10 protein-coding genes, 17 tRNA genes and 3 rRNA genes are annotated in these 18,636 nt (G+C 48.0%); 4 read left to right on the top strand and 26 right to left on the bottom strand.

The window, feature by feature from the left end; translation table 11 throughout:
- Window positions 1–15 precede the first annotated feature (15 nt).
- Together MHI12_RS01780 and MHI12_RS01775 are read right to left on the bottom strand one after the other, a co-directional pair.
- Entirely contained in the window at window positions 16–1,089 is a 1,074-nt protein-coding gene (locus MHI12_RS01780; RefSeq protein ID WP_405171332.1) for an ABC transporter substrate-binding protein, read from the bottom strand.
- 70 nt (window positions 1,090–1,159) lie between these two features.
- Complete coding sequence (locus MHI12_RS01775) at window positions 1,160–2,176, bottom strand: ABC transporter ATP-binding protein (RefSeq protein ID WP_047840482.1); 1,017 nt, start codon at window positions 2,174–2,176, stop codon at window positions 1,160–1,162.
- 367 nt (window positions 2,177–2,543) lie between these two features.
- On the opposite strand from MHI12_RS01775, the gene MHI12_RS01770 reads away from it, so the two are divergent.
- Both MHI12_RS01770 and MHI12_RS01765 read left to right on the top strand, forming a co-directional pair.
- Window positions 2,544–3,452: a LysR family transcriptional regulator gene (locus tag MHI12_RS01770; RefSeq protein WP_405171331.1), complete on the top strand. Its 909-nt coding sequence runs from the start codon at window positions 2,544–2,546 to the stop codon at window positions 3,450–3,452.
- Between the two features lie 146 nt (window positions 3,453–3,598).
- Window positions 3,599–4,459 carry a hypothetical protein gene (locus tag MHI12_RS01765; protein ID WP_405171330.1) on the top strand — a complete coding sequence of 287 codons (861 nt, stop codon included), beginning with the start codon at window positions 3,599–3,601 and terminating at the stop codon, window positions 4,457–4,459.
- Between the two features lie 252 nt (window positions 4,460–4,711).
- On the opposite strand, the gene MHI12_RS01760 is transcribed toward MHI12_RS01765, so the two are convergent.
- Entirely contained in the window at window positions 4,712–5,137 is a 426-nt protein-coding gene (locus MHI12_RS01760; protein ID WP_405171329.1) for a hypothetical protein, read from the bottom strand.
- Window positions 5,138–5,284: 147 nt separating this feature from the next.
- On the opposite strand from MHI12_RS01760, the gene MHI12_RS01755 reads away from it, so the two are divergent.
- Both MHI12_RS01755 and MHI12_RS01750 read left to right on the top strand, forming a co-directional pair.
- Window positions 5,285–6,967, top strand: coding sequence for a helix-turn-helix domain-containing protein (locus MHI12_RS01755; protein ID WP_405171328.1), 1,683 nt, complete (start codon window positions 5,285–5,287; stop codon window positions 6,965–6,967).
- Between the two features lie 94 nt (window positions 6,968–7,061).
- A complete protein-coding gene (locus tag MHI12_RS01750; RefSeq protein ID WP_405171327.1) occupies window positions 7,062–8,111 on the top strand; it encodes an ABC transporter substrate-binding protein in 1,050 nt (349 codons plus the stop codon).
- A 223-nt stretch (window positions 8,112–8,334) separates the two neighbouring features.
- Here MHI12_RS01750 and MHI12_RS01745 read toward each other — a convergent pair whose 3' ends face one another.
- From MHI12_RS01745 to MHI12_RS01635, 23 genes are all read right to left on the bottom strand, one after another.
- On the bottom strand, window positions 8,335–8,940 hold the full coding sequence (locus tag MHI12_RS01745; protein ID WP_405171326.1) for a short chain dehydrogenase: 606 nt from the start codon (window positions 8,938–8,940) through the stop codon (window positions 8,335–8,337).
- A gap of 186 nt (window positions 8,941–9,126) precedes the next feature.
- A tRNA-Gly gene (locus MHI12_RS01740) sits at window positions 9,127–9,197 on the bottom strand.
- 12 nt (window positions 9,198–9,209) lie between these two features.
- A tRNA-Pro gene (locus tag MHI12_RS01735) sits at window positions 9,210–9,283 on the bottom strand.
- A 16-nt stretch (window positions 9,284–9,299) separates the two neighbouring features.
- Window positions 9,300–9,376: transfer RNA gene (locus tag MHI12_RS01730), tRNA-Arg, on the bottom strand.
- A gap of 6 nt (window positions 9,377–9,382) precedes the next feature.
- Window positions 9,383–9,457, bottom strand: a tRNA-Gly gene (locus MHI12_RS01725).
- Window positions 9,458–9,465: 8 nt separating this feature from the next.
- Window positions 9,466–9,552: transfer RNA gene (locus tag MHI12_RS01720), tRNA-Leu, on the bottom strand.
- 9 nt (window positions 9,553–9,561) lie between these two features.
- A tRNA-Lys gene (locus tag MHI12_RS01715) sits at window positions 9,562–9,637 on the bottom strand.
- A gap of 9 nt (window positions 9,638–9,646) precedes the next feature.
- Window positions 9,647–9,721 (bottom strand) — tRNA-Gln (locus MHI12_RS01710).
- 11 nt (window positions 9,722–9,732) lie between these two features.
- Window positions 9,733–9,808 (bottom strand) — tRNA-His (locus MHI12_RS01705).
- A 97-nt stretch (window positions 9,809–9,905) separates the two neighbouring features.
- Window positions 9,906–9,981, bottom strand: a tRNA-Thr gene (locus MHI12_RS01700).
- Window positions 9,982–10,004: 23 nt separating this feature from the next.
- Window positions 10,005–10,082, bottom strand: a tRNA-Asp gene (locus tag MHI12_RS01695).
- A 27-nt stretch (window positions 10,083–10,109) separates the two neighbouring features.
- A tRNA-Met gene (locus MHI12_RS01690) sits at window positions 10,110–10,183 on the bottom strand.
- A 16-nt stretch (window positions 10,184–10,199) separates the two neighbouring features.
- A tRNA-Val gene (locus MHI12_RS01685) sits at window positions 10,200–10,275 on the bottom strand.
- A gap of 6 nt (window positions 10,276–10,281) precedes the next feature.
- Window positions 10,282–10,353, bottom strand: a tRNA-Glu gene (locus MHI12_RS01680).
- Between the two features lie 17 nt (window positions 10,354–10,370).
- Window positions 10,371–10,462 (bottom strand) — tRNA-Ser (locus tag MHI12_RS01675).
- A gap of 3 nt (window positions 10,463–10,465) precedes the next feature.
- Window positions 10,466–10,541, bottom strand: a tRNA-Asn gene (locus MHI12_RS01670).
- Window position 10,542: 1 nt separating this feature from the next.
- Window positions 10,543–10,618, bottom strand: a tRNA-Ala gene (locus MHI12_RS01665).
- A 34-nt stretch (window positions 10,619–10,652) separates the two neighbouring features.
- Window positions 10,653–10,726 (bottom strand) — tRNA-Ile (locus MHI12_RS01660).
- A 59-nt stretch (window positions 10,727–10,785) separates the two neighbouring features.
- Window positions 10,786–10,902 (bottom strand): 5S ribosomal RNA (rrf, locus tag MHI12_RS01655).
- A gap of 75 nt (window positions 10,903–10,977) precedes the next feature.
- A 23S ribosomal RNA gene (locus MHI12_RS01650) occupies window positions 10,978–13,903 on the bottom strand.
- 307 nt (window positions 13,904–14,210) lie between these two features.
- Window positions 14,211–15,763, bottom strand: a 16S ribosomal RNA gene (locus tag MHI12_RS01645).
- The 16S, 23S and 5S rRNA genes sit together here with 17 tRNA genes alongside, the layout of an rRNA operon.
- 616 nt (window positions 15,764–16,379) lie before the next feature.
- The gene (gene rocF, locus MHI12_RS01640; RefSeq protein WP_405171325.1) at window positions 16,380–17,345 is read right to left on the bottom strand and encodes an arginase; all 966 of its coding nucleotides are present in this window, start codon (window positions 17,343–17,345) and stop codon (window positions 16,380–16,382) included.
- Window positions 17,335–18,555: an ornithine--oxo-acid transaminase gene (locus tag MHI12_RS01635; protein ID WP_405171324.1), complete on the bottom strand. Its 1,221-nt coding sequence runs from the start codon at window positions 18,553–18,555 to the stop codon at window positions 17,335–17,337. The genes rocF and MHI12_RS01635 overlap by 11 nt, the downstream gene beginning before the upstream one ends.
- Window positions 18,556–18,636: the final 81 nt, after the last annotated feature.

Below are 18,636 nucleotides of genomic sequence, written 5' to 3'. Positions count from 1 at the left end.
GTTGTCTCTATCCTATTACTTAAAATTCTCGGAAAAACGCGCCGCTGTCTCTTCGCCATGTTCGCTCATCCAGTTCCAATCCACTTTAAGTTGTGGAATATCCTTCACATTGGCACGGTTGGTCGCTTCAATGTCTTCGCGGCCCGGAATCAGATAAGCATCTGCAACGAGCTTCTGTGCTTCATCGGACAACAGGTAGTCAATGAATGCTTTGGCATTCTCTACATTCGGACTGGATTTCAGAATCGCTGCTGGTCTTGGGCTGATTACAGTGCCTTCCTCAGGGTATACGATATCCAGTGGTTCACCTTTTGCTTTAGAGGAATACGCCATGTAGTCCACACCTGCTGCTACGATGCTTTTGGCCCCCGTAATGACCGGATCAAGTGCTTCCTGATTGGCACCTGCCATCGCTACACCATTGGCTTTATAGGCACTCAACAGATCCCATCCTTTTTCACCATTCGCACTCAGGTATCCTGTGATGAAGTCGAGTGCTGAACCTGATAATGTAGGGTCGGGAATGTTTACTGCATCTTTCCACGCAGGCGTAGCCAGCTCTGCCCAACTTGTTGGTGGTGTAGATACCAGTTTGGTGTTATACACAATCCCCAGTGCGGAAGCACTGCTGCTAAAATAGTTGCCCTCTGCATCCGACCAGTCCTTGTTCAGCTTGTCTGCATTGGCTGCGTCCGGGTAAGGCATAGTCAGTCCATCGGCTTTCAGAGCCTGTGCGGAAGGTAAAGAAGCCAGGATCACAACGTCTGCCACCGGATTGGATTTCTCAGCTTCCATACGAGCCAGAATTTTTCCTGTCGTTCCCTGGAACATCTCGACTTCAATCCCCGTTTTGTCCGTAAATCCGCTCACGATGTTATCCGCCAGTTTCTGTGGGCCAGCACTATACAAAACCAACTTGCCGCCAGCCGGTTTCGTTGTTTCCGCCGCTGCTGCCGTGTTTCCTTCACCCGCGGGTTGTACCGCGTTGCCTGTGGTCGAGTTCCCTGTGCTACATCCGAACAAACTGATACTCATTACCGCTGTTAATAACAGCATTGCGCTCTTTTTCCGTGTTTTCATACCCAACATATTCGTCCATCTCCCCTGGTTTCTTATAAAATGTGTACTCCTGCTTCCAACTGCGTGCTCGTTCAACAATTTAATATGCCACTGCGATCGCTTCGTTTTGCTTCATACTCGGGTGGTCATAACCGTCCATTCGGCATATCCGCTCAGGGGTTACATAGAGCTGCACACGCTCCCCTACGCGCACCCTTTGGTTCATATAGGCTGTCCATACGCCAAGCCCTTCCATCTGCACTCGTACTTCATAACGCTCGCCTACATAGCTGACACTAAGTACCGTCCCCGGATAACACAGATCGTCATGACCTGTTTTGTTCCAAGTGACATGCTCTGGTCGCACCATCGATTGATTAGGCGTGAGCCAGTTGGACTTTCCGATAAACGAAGCGACATATGGATCACTTGGTGCTGAGTAGATCGTCTCCGGACTTCCTTTTTGCAATATCCGCCCCTTCTGCATCACCACAATCTCATCCGACATCGACATCGCCTCAATCTGATCATGTGTGACATACAGCGCAGTCAGTCCCATATCCCGTACCAAGGACATCATCTCAATCCGCATCTCTTCCCGGAGTACAGCATCCAATGCACTTAGTGGCTCATCGAACAGGATCACACCAGGTCTGACCGCTACGGCTCTGGCAAAAGCAACCCGTTGCTGCTGTCCACCAGACAGCTGATGAGGATATCGATCTTCCATGCCTTGCAGGCGAACCATGCCAAGTGCTTCGTTCACCTTTTGCCGCAGATCAGATTTCTGTTTTCCGGCCTTCAGGCCAAACGCTACATTTTCGTATACGGTCATATGCGGCCATAATGCAAAATCCTGAAACACCATGCCCAGATTACGCTTGTGTGTTGGTATATCAATCCGCTTAGCCGCAGAGTAGATACACTGACCATCTGCACGAATCTCCCCCGCGTCCGGCTGTTCCAGCCCGGCCAACATACGGAGCAGTGTTGTTTTGCCACAGCCCGATGGGCCGAGCAGTGTCGTGAACTTTCCATGTTCAAGCGTTAGATCTGTCGGCAGCAGTGCGGGTGTTTGATTAAATGATTTTTGAATTCCTGTCATCTCTAATTTCATAAGCATCCCTGCCTGTCTTCTGTTACTTGATCTCTTGCACTGTTCTCAGTTTAACGTCCGCTTTCGCGAGTTGTATGTCTTGTATGTAAAATTGGAATTAACTTTTTAGATGAATTCTGTTGATGTTCATAGATTAAATCTATAGTAGGTGAACTAAATTAATTTTCATGTTGTCGCTCCGATTACAGCACCATCTTCCGATCGCTGTTATCCCCAGATTTCTTATTTTCCCTTTATAAAGGTAGAAATCCGGGGATAAAGGCGAACGCTCCGCTTCTTCAGATTGGTTCTGTACTCTCCGTCTTTATGAAAAATATTAGATCATCTTATATATTGGGCTAGTAGAAGTGAGAGGAGAGTCGGGACATTGAATCTGATCAAACTACAAATTGTTGAGCTGATCGATAAGCATCATCACATGACAAGCGTGGCCGAGTTACTGGGGATCAAGCAACCTACCGTTACATTTCATATGAAGTCATTGGAGGAAGAGATGGGCGTGCGATTGTTCGAATCGCGCAGTGGGAAGACTTTTTTAACCGAGGCTGGACAAGCTCTACTCCATTATTCCGTCAAAATCAATGCTCTGACCCAAGAGGCACGACGGGTCGTAAAGGAATATGACAGTCTCTATCGGGGCACCCTGCACATTGGGGCAAGCTATGTACCGGCTACATATCTGCTGCCTGCCATATTCAATACCTTTTCGCAGGAATTCCCGGGCATCCGTATCGTCTTATCCGTCAAACCATCACCTGTTATTCGCGAGATGTTAATTCGACATCAAATTGATCTGGGGGTGATCTCTTCCGAGCCGTTTGTTGGACCTGCCCTGCAAGCCGAGACGCTGTGTGAAGATGACTTGGTATTAATCTGCTCTCCGCAACATGGGTTGGCCCAGAAGGATGCATTAACACCTGATCATATCGCACAGATTCCTTTTGCCTTACATGGCAATGAATCCAGTACACGGCGGTTAACCAATCAATGGCTTGCGCAACATGACATTCGTTTGCGGAGCACCGTGGAGATGGATTCCCTGGAAGCGATTAAACAGCTCGTGTTAATCGGGGGGCATGTCTCATTCATGTCTCGGATGGCGGTACAGTGGGAGGAACAGCACGGGCTCATTCAAGTTCTTCCCATTCCCGGAGAGCAAGCGCCGCGCCATATCTATACGGTACATAACAAGGACCGCCACCCTTCCGTTCAGGTAAACCGCTTCAAAGAAGTGCTGCGAGAGGTGAGTCACGGCTCCACCATTTTCCATGGCTGATTGCCCCGATCCGCTATAAACTATCGTTTGCCATTCATCAAATCTATGCAGGGTTAACGCAATGTGCACTTCCCTTTAATCGCTCTCATATATTCGGGCGATAAAGTGAGTCTGTACGTTAATCCAGATTAGGAGAGTGATTGGTTTTGAAAAAGTGGAAAAAGGTAACTGCCTCATTGATGCTGAGCATCGTAACATTGGGAAGTGGAATGACATTTCTGGGAGCACCCCAGGCTTCAGCTGCTGCCAATGCCGTTCCTGCATATGAAGTGAAGTTTCTGGCCAAGCCGGAACTTGTATTGAATACAGATGGGACACCACGCAGTGAAGTGATTCAGACACTCGGCCTGAGTTCCACGCCAAAAAACATTAACGTAGAGTACTTCGACACCAATGCGATCGGACTGGATGAGCAAGGATGGAATGTTCGCTTTCGCAAAAAGGATGATAAAAACAATTATGAACTGACCTATAAAAAACGCTACCCTGTGATCAATGGTGACATCAATGCAGCACTGACTCTGGCTAATCAAGAGGGTTTTGATAAATCAGATGATAACTACGAGGCTGAAATTGATTGGGGATACGGCAAACAAACCTTGAGCTTCTCCAACACCAAAAAAGTCGATACCAAAGCAACAGGTGTTCAACTTCCTTCGGAGCAAGAAGCCTTGAACATGTTACTGGACAAGCTCCCGGGCAAATTGAAAAACTGGACTTCCTCCAACTGGGGTAAACAACAACTTACGCAATCCCGTGCATATGGTCCAATCACATTCCAACGTTATGAAGGTACATGGAATGGTCAAGAACTTACACTCGAAGTATGGCCGATCCGTGACGCAGCAGGTACAGGTATTGAGAATATCGTAGAGGTTTCTTTCAAAACCGATGATGCTGTAGTCGTATCCGGGCTGCGTACCCAACTGCTGCAATTGCTGGAGAACAACAACTGGCTGATTCCGGCTGATGGCTTGAAAACACAGACGATTCTGGAAAGATATTAATCGCAAGCTCTAATTAAAAAGACAAGTTCCTCTTCCTGCGTTCATCGTAGGAGAGGGCTTGTCTTTTTTTGCGTAGTGAATTAAATCATCTGTCATTTAAGTAATTCTACGATTAACATCAGTTGAGATTTCCACTAATTATTCGCTCAACGGTTTGCATGATAGTAACTATGTAATGACTATTTTCCAACTCGGTAACCTATATCAATTCAAGTTATAGTGGAGAGTTACGTGGTTCAATGATCAGAATTTCTACAGTCTTATAATTCCATCACTTGAGTTTCGCGTGAATAGCTGACCCTCGATTTCCCATAGAAATGCTTTAGCGTGCGCAGGCTTCATAAATCTTAATACTATCGGACGTACCCTACCATTCATCTCGTAGTGTATTACGAGATAATTTCTCGAATTTGAGCTACCTGTTCTTTTTGGATATCCTGCACTCCCAATTTTTCTTAATGAGAGTTCAAACGTTTGCTGACCACTTTGAATATATAAGTTCCCATTACCTAACAGCACATCCACCCGCCTGCCTTCCGCAACTTGTGGAAGCCCTGACTGATGAATCCCTACTGCATGTAACCTTGATCCGAACTGCTGTTTTAGTTTATTAGATCGACCCGTCGTGCGAATACCAAATATCGAAACTAAGATAATAAAACCAAGTATAAACCACATTCTATATACCCCCTTCGCTTTCTCTTGTGTATATCATTTCATATTATCATATGGACTTCTTATTTGTATGACAATATGCGATAATTGATAATTATTCTCAAACACATCATATGTAATGTTACTATTGCAAGTTAAGGAGGGATTCTGGTGACTTTGCAAGTCTTTCCACTGATATCTAACGGTGACCATACCCGTGACCTATATGCAAGATTCAAGACATCCGAAGTTCTCGATCAAGCGTCTTTTCTTCCCCCATTCGTATTAACGGACTCACATCTTCTGCTCATCTGTACTGGCGGTGAAGCCGATATCCGTATTGGGCATAGGCTGAATCATGCCACACTCGGCAAGATGTATCTAATCCTGCCAGGAACAGCGATAGAATATACAACGGATGAGGTTCATCCTTTACAGGGCATCGCGATATATTTTGATATGTTGAAGCCTCTCTCCGAAATCAATAAAGCTACTTCCGGCTCTACTGTAATGGAGATTTACCAAAAAGGATTACTTCGTTCGTCGTATGCCGATGAGTTACCGCATGAACTTTTTCAGGAATGTACCAGAATTGCCTCACAGCTCCATGAATGCATCTCTGTACCTCAAGAAAATCGTCCATTTCGTATTCAGACTTTGATGCATGAATTGTTGACCCATGTGTATGCTCCTCCCAAAGAAAGTGCAATAGGAGATTCCGAACACACTTCTGCTTTGGATCAAACGCTTGAACTTATGGAGCTTGGATATGCTGAGCATCTTTCTCGTGAAGTTCTTGCCGGAGTGGCAGGCATGAGTGTATGGCACTATTCGCGGGTATTCAAAAACCGGACTGGCATCAGTCCCATGGAATACGTGAATAGCATCCGCATGGACCGAGCCAAAGAGATGCTGCTCGTCCCCGGCCAAACCATCAAACATATCGCCTCACAGGTTGGTTTTCAGGATGAGTTTTACTTTAGTCGCAAATTCAAAAAATATGTTGGCGTGTCTCCCTCTACCTATCAGCGGCAGAAACGCAGTAAAATTGCTGCTCTCTCCTTCGGAACCACTGGCCATCTGCTGGCATTGCAGATCATCCCTCATGCGGCATTGATCGATAACCGACGGGATCAACACAGGAATCTGTTTTTCTCGAATATCCCTTATCATCTGGGACGTAGCAAACGAATGAATCCTCATATCTGGCAAACCAACGTTGAGTTGTTGATGCAAGCAAGCCCGGACCTCATACTCTGTAATGAGTACGAAGCCCATACGTTAAAAAGAACGCTGCAGCGAATTGCTCCTACCATCGTTATCCCATGGAAAGGATTGAGCTGGCGGGAACACTTCGTACAAGTTGCCTCCATTGTGGGACAGCAACAAGAAGCTCAGCAATGGTTGGAGCAGTATGATGACAAGGTAATCCATGCCAAAGAGCAGCTTACTCATTTAATCGGTAAGGATACGGTCTCCATTATTCATATCATGATGGGTCATCTGTTAATCTACGGGCGACGCAATGGGGGCGCTGTTCTATATAACGACCTGGGCGTGTCCCCTTCACACGATCTGCTTCCAGGGCAAGTCTATCGTGCATTGGATGAACAGGAGTTGCCTCAAATGGTTGGAGATCGCATGTTACTGATTGTGGATCAGGACTCAGAATCCCAGCAACGTTGGCATAAACTACAACATACTCAGCTATGGCAAGATTTGATGCCTGTGCAGAACCAACATGTATATCTGCTAGATGAAATGCCTTGGTTGGATTATTCACCATATGCTCATGATCAGATCATCGATGAAACCCTGAAACTTTTTGGTGGAACTCAGCACATTAATCCATGACCGGATAGCACAGAAGGCTATGTCTCCCCCAACATGAGACCGCTACAATATATAGTGTACTGAGAATGAATATCATTAGAAACACAGGGGGATTATGATGTACAAACAGCATTATGTCAAAATAACGGGGATCCTGTTCATACTCGCCATGTTACTTGTTGCGTGTGGACAGACACCTGCAAGCACTTCGCAGCCATCTGCAGATGGCGTAAAATCAGCTGCGGGGACAGATGGCGACTCATCCACTGAATTAGCTACTAAGACTGTGGAGAGCGCCAGTGGCAGCAAAGAAATCCCGGCACATCCCGAACGGATTGTGTCCATTAATATGGAGGACATTCTCCTCTCCTTGGAGGTACCACTGGTACTTGCTACACCTATTGGCCGGCAAGATTACCTGAATGAGCAACTTGAAGCCCAAGGCGTGGCTGTCGAACCCATTAATGAAAGTGTCAATTTTGAAGCTGTAGTCAGCGCCAATCCGGACCTCATTATTGCCAATGCCAGTTTGGATGCCAAAATTCTCGAACAACTCGAGAAGATCGCGCCTACGATCACTTATGATCGCCGTAATTGGAAGGAATCTATCGTGCGTGTAGCTACTGCACTGGATATTGAAGAGCGGGCTGAACAGCTTTTACAAAAAAATAAAGATCAAGTAACTGAAGCTCAGAAGCTTGCAGCCGATATCACCAAGACCAAACCTACAGCTGCATTCCTGCGCCTAGAAGAGAAGGATATGCGTTTGTTCTTCTCTTCCATTCCATCCACGCCATTCCCAGCTTCCAGTTATGTAGGAGCGGGTTATGAGGTTGGATTCACTCCCGATGCTCTCGTTACCAAACTTGAGGCCGAGAATCCGGATCGGATGAATGCCAGTATCTCGGTAGAGCTTTTGCCTGACATCAAAGCAGACTATCTGTTTATCGTGTCCATTAGCTCAGATGGATCAGCTGAAGCATTGCAAAAAACAAAAGATGAACTCAACGAAATCCAGCAACTCCAAGTGTGGAAAAGCCTACCCGCTGTTCAAAATGGTCATGTCTATGTCCTCAATGCTAAGAAATGGCTCATTGACGGCCCCATTGCCGAATCGCTCAAACGTAATGAAATGCTCGAAGTTCTTGGGCTAATTGCTCCATAATAGTAAACATACCTCTATTTCATCCACAACAAACAAAAGGAGATTCACCGAATTTTCGGTGGATCTCCTTTATATTTAATATTCCAAATGGCCTCATTCAGTCCAGTTTCATGAAAAATCATTCTACATGCTTAACAGCTAAATGTACTTCATGTACACCTTTCTCATTCTACAATTAATTAGGGATAGGTAATCATCAAAATCATATATAACTGTCCGGATTTTAATATATTTTGAAATTTTGGGCTGTTTCAATCCCAAGTGCACTCTGGATAAACGTATTAGCCACTTTCTCTACAGGTACAGGATTAAATCCAATAAAGAAATCCTTATATTTTTCCGCCGACTCTACAAACAGATTAGGACTAACCGAATTCAAACGAATGCCTCCTGGTAACTCAAACGCTGCCGCTCTGGCAAACGAATCAATAGCCCCATTGACCATAGCACTTGATGCACCTTGCTCAATAGGGTGGTCTTGTATAATGCCACTGACCAGCGTGAAACTCCCCTTATCGTTAATATAGTGCTGACCAATCAATACGATATTGACCTGTCCAAGCAGTTTACCCTGCACACTAATCATATTGTTCTCTGGTGTCAGTTCTTCGAGTTTCGCATAATGGGTCTGGCCCGCCGCCACAATGACGTAATCAATATTTCTCACCGTTTCAAAAAGGGTAGTAATACTCTCTGTCGACGTCATATCCACCTGAACATCCCCGGATTGTCTACCTGCCTTAATAACCTCAACGGAATAATCTCTCAGTTTCGCAACAACGGCTTTACCTAATGTTCCGCTTCCACCAATGACCAGAGCTCTTTTCATTACTGTTTGTCCTCCTTTATAAATAAATACGGTTAATCAGATACGAATTGTTCTATTTATTTAAACAAAGATTTCATCCTTAATCAAATGACAATTGCCCCTATTTTAAATAGATTACACTTATTCTTTTTAACACACAAAAAAAGCCCCCGCTATAAGCAAAGGCTCTTCTATATGTTACTAGGAAGCGGGTGATGGGAATCGAACCCACGCTATTAGCTTGGAAGGCTAAAGTTCTACCATTGAACTACACCCGCAAATAAAAAAAATCGGGATGACACGATTTGAACATGCGACCCCCTGGTCCCAAACCAGGTGCTCTACCAAGCTGAGCTACATCCCGATACTTATGAGAATAATGGCGCGCCCTGAGAGATTCGAACTCCCGGCCTTTTGATTCGTAGTCAAACGCTCTATCCAGCTGAGCTAAGGGCGCAAATATTGGAGCGGAAGACGGGAATCGAACCCGCGACCCTCGCCTTGGCAAGGCGATGCTCTACCGCTGAGCCACTTCCGCAAAACATATGGTGCGGTCGAGAGGACTCGAACCTCCACGGGGGTTAGCCCACACGGACCTGAACCGTGCGCGTCTGCCAATTCCGCCACGACCGCAAAATATAATGGTGAGTCATGAAGGGCTCGAACCTTCGACACCCTGATTAAAAGTCAGGTGCTCTACCAACTGAGCTAATGACTCGTAATGAAATGGCTGGGGATATAGGATTTGAACCTATGCATGACGGAGTCAAAGTCCGTTGCCTTACCGCTTGGCTAATCCCCATTAAAAAATCATGGGGCGATCGAGGGGAATTGAACCCCCGAATGCCGGATCCACAAACCGGTGCGTTAACCACTTCGCCACGACCGCCATAGAGTAAGCCATTCATCCACTAAGAGAATCTTAGTATTAACAATTTTACTTGTAATATACATTCTATCACAAATTCAGATGTAAATACTAAAAATGGTGCCGGCGAGAGGACTTGAACCCCCAACCTACTGATTACAAGTCAGTTGCTCTACCAGTTGAGCTACACCGGCACGGTGTATATTTAATTAAAAAATGGCGGAACCGACGGGATTCGAACCCGCGATCTCCTGCGTGACAGGCAGGCATGTTAGGCCAACTACACCACGGTTCCAGATCACTTTCTCAAAGGAAAGTATAATTGCGGGGGCAGGATTTGAACCTGCGGCCTTCGGGTTATGAGCCCGACGAGCTACCGGGCTGCTCCACCCCGCGTCGTTATAAAGTTATATGGTGGAGGCTGAGGGGATCGAACCCCCGACCCTCTGCTTGTAAGGCAGATGCTCTCCCAGCTGAGCTAAGCCTCCATAATATGACCCGTAGGGGATTCGAACCCCTGTTACCTCCGTGAAAGGGAGGTGTCTTAACCCCTTGACCAACGGGCCTTGCTAAAAAAATTATCTGGCGGAGAGAGAGGGATTCGAACCCTCGAGACGCTTGTGACGCCTACACGATTTCCAATCGTGCTCCTTCGGCCAGCTCGGACACCTCTCCATATGGCTCCCCGAACAGGGCTCGAACCTGTGACAACTCGATTAACAGTCGAGTGCTCTACCAACTGAGCTATCAGGGAATGGTGGAGCCAAGCGGGATCGAACCGCTGACCTCCTGCTTGCAAGGCAGGCGCTCTCCCAGCTGAGCTATGGCCCCATACACTGTGTATTTCATTGTTGTGGTCTTGCTATGGGCCCTGGTGGACTCGAACCACCGGCCTCACCCTTATCAGAGGTGCGCTCTAACCAACTGAGCTAAGGGCCCTAATATATATCCCTTATTCCTTAGCAAGGGGGGCAAAAAAAATACCCCAAAGGGAAATCGCTTGGCGGCGTCCTACTCTCCCAGGACCCTGCGGTCCAAGTACCATCGGCGCTAGAGGGCTTAACGGTCGTGTTCGGGATGGGTACGTGTGGAACCCCTCCGCCATCGCCACCAAACGCGTAGCTTACATTTCAGAGTGTTGTTCTCTGAAAACTAGATTCGAAACGAAACACGCGAATTATCACTTGCTATTGGATAAGCCCTCGACCGATTAGTACTGGTCAGCTCCATGCATTGCTGCACTTCCACCCCCAGCCTATCTACCTCGTCGTCTTCAAGGGGTCTTACATACTGGGAAATCTCATCTTGAGGGGGGCTTCACGCTTAGATGCTTTCAGCGTTTATCCCGTCCGTACATAGCTACCCAGCGGTGCTCCTGGCGGAACAACTGGTACACCAGCGGTACGTCCATCCCGGTCCTCTCGTACTAAGGACAGCTCCTCTCAAATTTCCTACGCCCACGACAGATAGGGACCGAACTGTCTCACGACGTTCTGAACCCAGCTCGCGTACCGCTTTAATGGGCGAACAGCCCAACCCTTGGGACCTACTTCAGCCCCAGGATGCGATGAGCCGACATCGAGGTGCCAAACCTCCCCGTCGATGTGGACTCTTGGGGGAGATAAGCCTGTTATCCCCAGGGTAGCTTTTATCCGTTGAGCGATGGCCCTTCCATGCGGTACCACCGGATCACTAAGCCCGACTTTCGTCCCTGCTCGACTTGTAGGTCTCGCAGTCAAGCTCCCTTATGCCTTTGCACTCTTCGAATGATTTCCAACCATTCTGAGGGAACCTTTGGGCGCCTCCGTTACTCTTTAGGAGGCGACCGCCCCAGTCAAACTGCCCACCTGACACTGTCCCCGCACCGGATTACGGTACCAGGTTAGAACCTAGATACGATCAGGGTGGTATCCCAACGTTGCCTCCACGCAAGCTGGCGCTCACGTTTCAAAGGCTCCCACCTATCCTGTACAGATCGTACCCAAATTCAATATCAAGCTGCAGTAAAGCTCCATGGGGTCTTTCCGTCTTGTCGCGGGTAACCTGCATCTTCACAGGTATTAAAATTTCACCGGATCTCTCGTTGAGACAGCGCCCAAGTCGTTACGCCATTCGTGCGGGTCAGAATTTACCTGACAAGGAATTTCGCTACCTTAGGACCGTTATAGTTACGGCCGCCGTTTACTGGGGCTTCGGTTCACAGCTTCGGATTGCTCCTAACCACTCCCCTTAACCTTCCAGCACCGGGCAGGCGTCAGCCCGTATACTTCGCCTTACGGCTTCGCACAGACCTGTGTTTTTGCTAAACAGTCGCTTGGGCCTTTTCACTGCGGCCCCCTCGTGCTATTCACACTACCGGGGCACCCCTTCTCCCGAAGTTACGGGGTCATTTTGCCGAGTTCCTTAACGAGAGTTCTTCCGCGCGCCTTAGAATACTCTTCTCGCCTACCTGTGTCGGTTTGCGGTACGGGCACCATCACCTGGCTAGAGGCTTTTCTTGGCAGTGTGAGATCATGACCTTCGCTACTATAATTTTCGCTCCCCATCACAGCTCAGCCTTACAATGTGCGGATTTGCCTACACATCAGCCTTACTGCTTAGACGGACATCCATCAGTCCGCGTCACTACCCTACTGCGTCCCCCCATTGCTCATAACGGCTTACGGTGGTACAGGAATTTCGACCTGTTGTCCTTCGACTACGCCTTTCGGCCTCGCCTTAGGTCCCGACTTACCCTGAGCGGACGAGCCTTCCTCAGGAACCCTTAGGCTTTCGGCGGATCAGATTCTCACTGATCTTTTCGTTACTCATACCGGCATTCTCACTTGTATAATGTCCAGCGCTCCTTACGGTACACCTTCAACCCTTATACAACGCTCCCCTACCCCTGATGCAAAGCATCAAGCCATAGCTTCGGTGGTGTGTTTAGCCCCGTTACATTTTCGGCGCAGAGTCACTCGACCAGTGAGCTATTACGCACTCTTTCAATGGTGGCTGCTTCTAAGCCAACATCCTGGTTGTCTGTGCAACTCCACATCCTTTCCCACTTAACACACACTTGGGGACCTTAGCTGATGGTCTGGGCTGTTTCCCTTTTGACAATGGATCTTAGCACTCACTGTCTGACTCCCGGAAGTAAGTCTATGGCATTCGGAGTTTGACTGAGCTTGGTAACCCTTGCGGGCCCCGCACCCAATCAGTGCTCTACCTCCACGACTCTGTTTTCCGAGGCTAGCCCTAAAGCTATTTCGGGGAGAACCAGCTATCTCCGAGTTCGATTGGAATTTCTCCGCTACCCCCACCTCATCCCCGCATTTTTCAACATGCGTGGGTTCGGGCCTCCAGTGCGTGTTACCGCACCTTCACCCTGGACAGGGGTAGATCACCCGGTTTCGGGTCTACGTCCACGTACTATGTCGCCCTATTCAGACTCGCTTTCGCTGCGGCTCCGGCTCTTCACCTTAACCTTGCACGGGAACGTAACTCGCCGGTTCATTCTACAAAAGGCACGCCATCACCCCTAAAACGGGCTCTGACTTTTTGTAAGCACACGGTTTCAGGTTCTATTTCACTCCCCTTCCGGGGTGCTTTTCACCTTTCCCTCACGGTACTGCTTCACTATCGGTCGCTAGGAAGTATTTAGCCTTGGCAGATGGTCCTGCCGGATTCATACGGGGTTTCACGTGCCCCGCACTACTCGGGATCCGTCTCGGAGGGAACAGACTTTCAACTACAGGGCTTTTACCTTCTTTGGCGGGCCTTTCCAGACCTCTTCGCTTAACCGGTTCCTTTGTAACTCCATGTGAGACGTCCCACAACCCCAAAGAGCAAGCTCTCTGGTTTGGGCTTCTCCGCGTTCGCTCGCCGCTACTGACGGAATCACTATTGTTTTCTCTTCCTCAGGGTACTTAGATGTTTCAGTTCCCCTGGTATGCCTCTACACAACCTATGTATTCAGTTGTGAGTAACTGGAAATTACCCCAGCTGGGTTTCCCCATTCGGACACCCCCGGATCAAAGCTTGCTTACAGCTCCCCGAGGCAGTTTCGTTGTTCGCCACGTCCTTCATCGGCTCCTAGCGCCTAGGCATCCTCCGTGTGCTCTTAGTAGCTTAACCTCGTGCTCCGGTTTCGACTGCTCGCTTCCCTTGTTTTGCTTGCGCAAAGCCAAAAGTCGCTCCCATTCGATACCATCGTACGTGCAATCTACCGTTTTTATTGAAACTTGTTGTACACAAGTTCAGCTAAAAAGGAATGTTCTAATTCGCGTTTGTTTCGTTTCGATATCTAGTTTTCAAAGAACAAGCTCCATGCAAAAGCAAGCTGTTTTGAGAGTTTGAGCTCTCAAAACCGAACAACGAGTGAGTGTTTTGCAGCTAAGCTGCGTATTTGAATGTTTCCGTTGCAGGAAACGATTCTCCATAGAAAGGAGGTGATCCAGCCGCACCTTCCGATACGGCTACCTTGTTACGACTTCACCCCAATCATCTATCCCACCTTCGGCGGCTGGCTCCTTGCGGTTACCCCACCGACTTCGGGTGTTATAAACTCTCGTGGTGTGACGGGCGGTGTGTACAAGACCCGGGAACGTATTCACCGCGGCATGCTGATCCGCGATTACTAGCAATTCCGACTTCATGCAGGCGAGTTGCAGCCTGCAATCCGAACTGAGACCGGCTTTGTTGGGATTGGCTCCATCTCGCGATTTCGCAGCCCGTTGTACCGGCCATTGTAGTACGTGTGTAGCCCAGGTCATAAGGGGCATGATGATTTGACGTCATCCCCACCTTCCTCCGGTTTGTCACCGGCAGTCTATCTAGAGTGCCCACCCGAAGTGCTGGCAACTAAATATAAGGGTTGCGCTCGTTGCGGGACTTAACCCAACATCTCACGACACGAGCTGACGACAACCATGCACCACCTGTCTCCTCTGTCCCGAAGGAAAGATACATCTCTGCATCGATCAGAGGGATGTCAAGACCTGGTAAGGTTCTTCGCGTTGCTTCGAATTAAACCACATACTCCACTGCTTGTGCGGGTCCCCGTCAATTCCTTTGAGTTTCAGTCTTGCGACCGTACTCCCCAGGCGGAGTGCTTAATGTGTTAACTTCGGCACCAAGGGTATCGAAACCCCTAACACCTAGCACTCATCGTTTACGGCGTGGACTACCAGGGTATCTAATCCTGTTTGCTCCCCACGCTTTCGCGCCTCAGCGTCAGTTACAGCCCAGAGAGTCGCCTTCGCCACTGGTGTTCCTCCACATATCTACGCATTTCACCGCTACACGTGGAATTCCACTCTCCTCTTCTGCACTCAAGTCACCCAGTTTCCAGTGCGATCCGGGGTTGAGCCCCGGGATTAAACACCAGACTTAAATGACCGCCTGCGCGCGCTTTACGCCCAATAATTCCGGACAACGCTTGCCCCCTACGTATTACCGCGGCTGCTGGCACGTAGTTAGCCGGGGCTTTCTTCTCAGGTACCGTCACCTTGAGAGCAGTTACTCTCCCAAGCGTTCTTCCCTGGCAACAGAGCTTTACGATCCGAAAACCTTCATCACTCACGCGGCATTGCTCCGTCAGGCTTTCGCCCATTGCGGAAGATTCCCTACTGCTGCCTCCCGTAGGAGTCTGGGCCGTGTCTCAGTCCCAGTGTGGCCGATCACCCTCTCAGGTCGGCTACGCATCGTCGCCTTGGTGAGCCGTTACCTCACCAACTAGCTAATGCGCCGCAGGCCCATCCCCAAGTGACAGATTGCTCCGTCTTTCCAGTTCTCTTCAGGCGAAGAAAACAATTATTCGGTATTAGCTACCGTTTCCGGTAGTTGTCCCAAACTTGAGGGCAGGTTGCCTACGTGTTACTCACCCGTCCGCCGCTAACCATCAGAGAAGCAAGCTTCTCTTCAAGTCCGCTCGACTTGCATGTATTAGGCATGCCGCCAGCGTTCGTCCTGAGCCAGGATCAAACTCTCCAATAAAGTATTGAAAAGAGCGATAAGCTCATTTTGAATCTGACGAGATTAAAAATCTCATTTGTGCTCCAGTCGATTCAAGCCAAGGCTTGTCTCAAACTTTCGCGTTCATTCTGCAAGCAGAATGTTTACTCACTCGTTGTTCAGTTTTCAAAGATCAAACTTGTTTTGTTACCGAATGTCGTTCTCTTCAGCAACTCTTATATAATATCATGTCCGAACCAACTTTGCAAGCTCTTTTTTTAAGTTTCTTTCGAAGCTTATTTCATTCGCTTGCCGCACCGTGTAAACCGTGTTTTCTTGGCCGGAATTAGAATATATCATGTACAGATTTCAATTGCAAGTCTTTTTTTCAAGAATGATAATTAACCCACATCATCAGCACAATATGTAATCTGACGCTCCTGTACATACAATTAACTCTCAGCATTCTCATTACGGTGCTTCTAATATACTTATCCATTAAACACAACCAGGGAAGTCACTTCCACTGCGATTGCAGTGGACAATTGATTGTGACTAGCCCCGGGTTTTCAGTGATCTCAGTTTTCTTTCCTTCTATTTCAAATAAGATTTACATTCCTTAGGCACAGCTTACACATTCCGTTTCACTTCTCAGTGCTTACAATATGCGCTTACCAAGTAACGAAGCGATCAGTTCCACACCAACTCGTGCCGTGTGTCTATTGTGATCAAACAACGGATTCACCTCAACCAGTTCCATCGATGTAACTTGATTTGTGGAAGCGAGTATCTCCAATGCATAATGTGCCTCTCGGTAATTCAAACCACCCGGTACTGGGGTGCCTACACCCGGAGCTTCCCGCGGATCCAGACAATCCATGTCAAAACTGACATGGATACCATCTGTCCCTTTTCCCGCTGTAGCTACTGCTTGCTCAATAACTTGCTGTATTCCCATACGGTCAATATCATGCATCGTAAATGCTCGGATTCCCAGTCCCTTAATCTGCTCTTTCTCATACTCATCCAAATCACGCAGACCAATATAGACCAAGTTGGACGGATCAATAAACGCGCCTGCTCCAGCAATGTGTGACAGATTGAATGCAGTATGCCCCAAGGATGCAGCCACGCTCATCCCATGCATATTACCGGACAAGCTACGTTCTTCCGTATTCAAGTCTGCATGCGCATCAAACCAGATCACACCCAAATTCGAATAATGCGCTGTTAGTCCGGCAAAAGTACCAATCGCTACACTATGATCTCCCCCAAGCACAAGTGGAAAAGCCCCCTCCTCTACTGCGCCTGATACTTCACTACACACCTTCTGACTGACCTGACGTACCTCATTTAAATGTTTTACACGATTTCGCTCAATAGGGGCAGCCGGTTCAGAAGGACAATCTACCCGCACTTCTTTGGAAAGCACTAGCCCAAGACTCGCAATCTCCCGCTTCAGTCCAGCTGTAATCAATTCATCAGGCCCCAACTCTGCTCCACCTCTTGCTCCACCGAGTCCAAAAGGAACCTTAATGATAGCAATATTACGTCGCACAGATGTTTGATTTGTATCAATAGAAGTATCTTTTATTCCACCATGTACATCATCATCATTTTTCATGTAGGTCAGCTCCCTCATTGTTGATCAATACCTGCTCAATTCTCTCCAGTGCCCAGTCAATCTCGGACTCTTTAATCGTCAGTGGTGGAGCAAATCGAATGGTTGTCTCATGTGTTTCTTTACACAGCAGTCCAATAGACATCAAACGCTCACAATAAGGACGGGCTGGTTCATGCAGTTCAACACCGATAAATAAGCCTTTCCCCCGAATATCCCGTATGGCTGAACTGCGAATATCTCGAAGTCTTTTCATAAAATAGTTCCCCAGACGCTCCGATCGCTCGGCAAGCTTCTCATCTTCAAGAACTTCCAGAGCTGCTATAGCCACGGCGCAAGCGAGTGGGTTACCCCCAAACGTAGAACCATGAGACCCTGGCTCAAACAAATCAAGTATCTCCGCATCAGCAGCGATAGCCGAGATGGGCATGACTCCTCCCCCCAGCGCTTTGCCCATAATCCAGATGTCCGGTTCAACCCCTTCCCAGTCGGAGGCAAAACGGCGACCTGTTCTGCCAAATCCGGTCTGGATTTCATCAGCTACAGTCAACACCTGCTGGCTCTTACACAGAGCAAAAGCTTCTGCCAAATATCCATCAGGCGGGATAACGATTCCAGCTTCGCCCTGAATAGGCTCTACAAGAAAACCAGCCGTATTTGGTGTAATGGCCTGCTTCAGCGCTTCTATATCTCCATAGGGAATAATCCGGAATCCAGGTGTGAACGGTCCAAAATCTTTTTTATACTCCGCTGAAGAAGAAAAAGACGTAACCGTCAGAGTTCTTCCATGAAAGTTACCAGAGCATACGATTATTTCGGCTTGATTGTCCGGTACACCTTTGCAACGATAAGCCCATCTACGTACCGCCTTCACCGCAGTCTCCACCGCTTCCGCTCCTGTATTCATGGCGAGAATCTTCGATTTCCCCGTGAATTGTGAGAGTTTCTGATAAAAAAGAGAAGCGGAGCTGCTGTGGAATGCCCGTGATGTCAGCGTAACCTGATCCGCCTGATCCTTGAGCGCCTGTATGATCGCAGGATGTCTATGACCATGATTCAATGCAGAGTATGCACTTAACATATCCATATAACGGCGGCCTTCTGGGTCTTCCACCCATACCCCTTCCGCCTGTTCAATAACAATAGGGAGCGGATGATAATTAGGTGCAGCATAACGCTCCGACCAATCCATTAACATTTTGGAATCTAACATACACACCCAACACCTTTCCGAAATATTGTATACAAAATACAATAACAATGTATGCGATGCCATCCCTATTTACGACTACAT

Origin of the sequence: Paenibacillus sp. FSL H8-0280 (genome assembly GCF_045040665.1) — a bacterium.
Lineage (GTDB): Bacteria > Bacillota > Bacilli > Paenibacillales > Paenibacillaceae > Paenibacillus > Paenibacillus xylanexedens_A.
The sequence above is the reverse complement of the archived record's forward strand: the minus strand, read 5'-3'. Positions and strand labels throughout refer to the sequence as shown.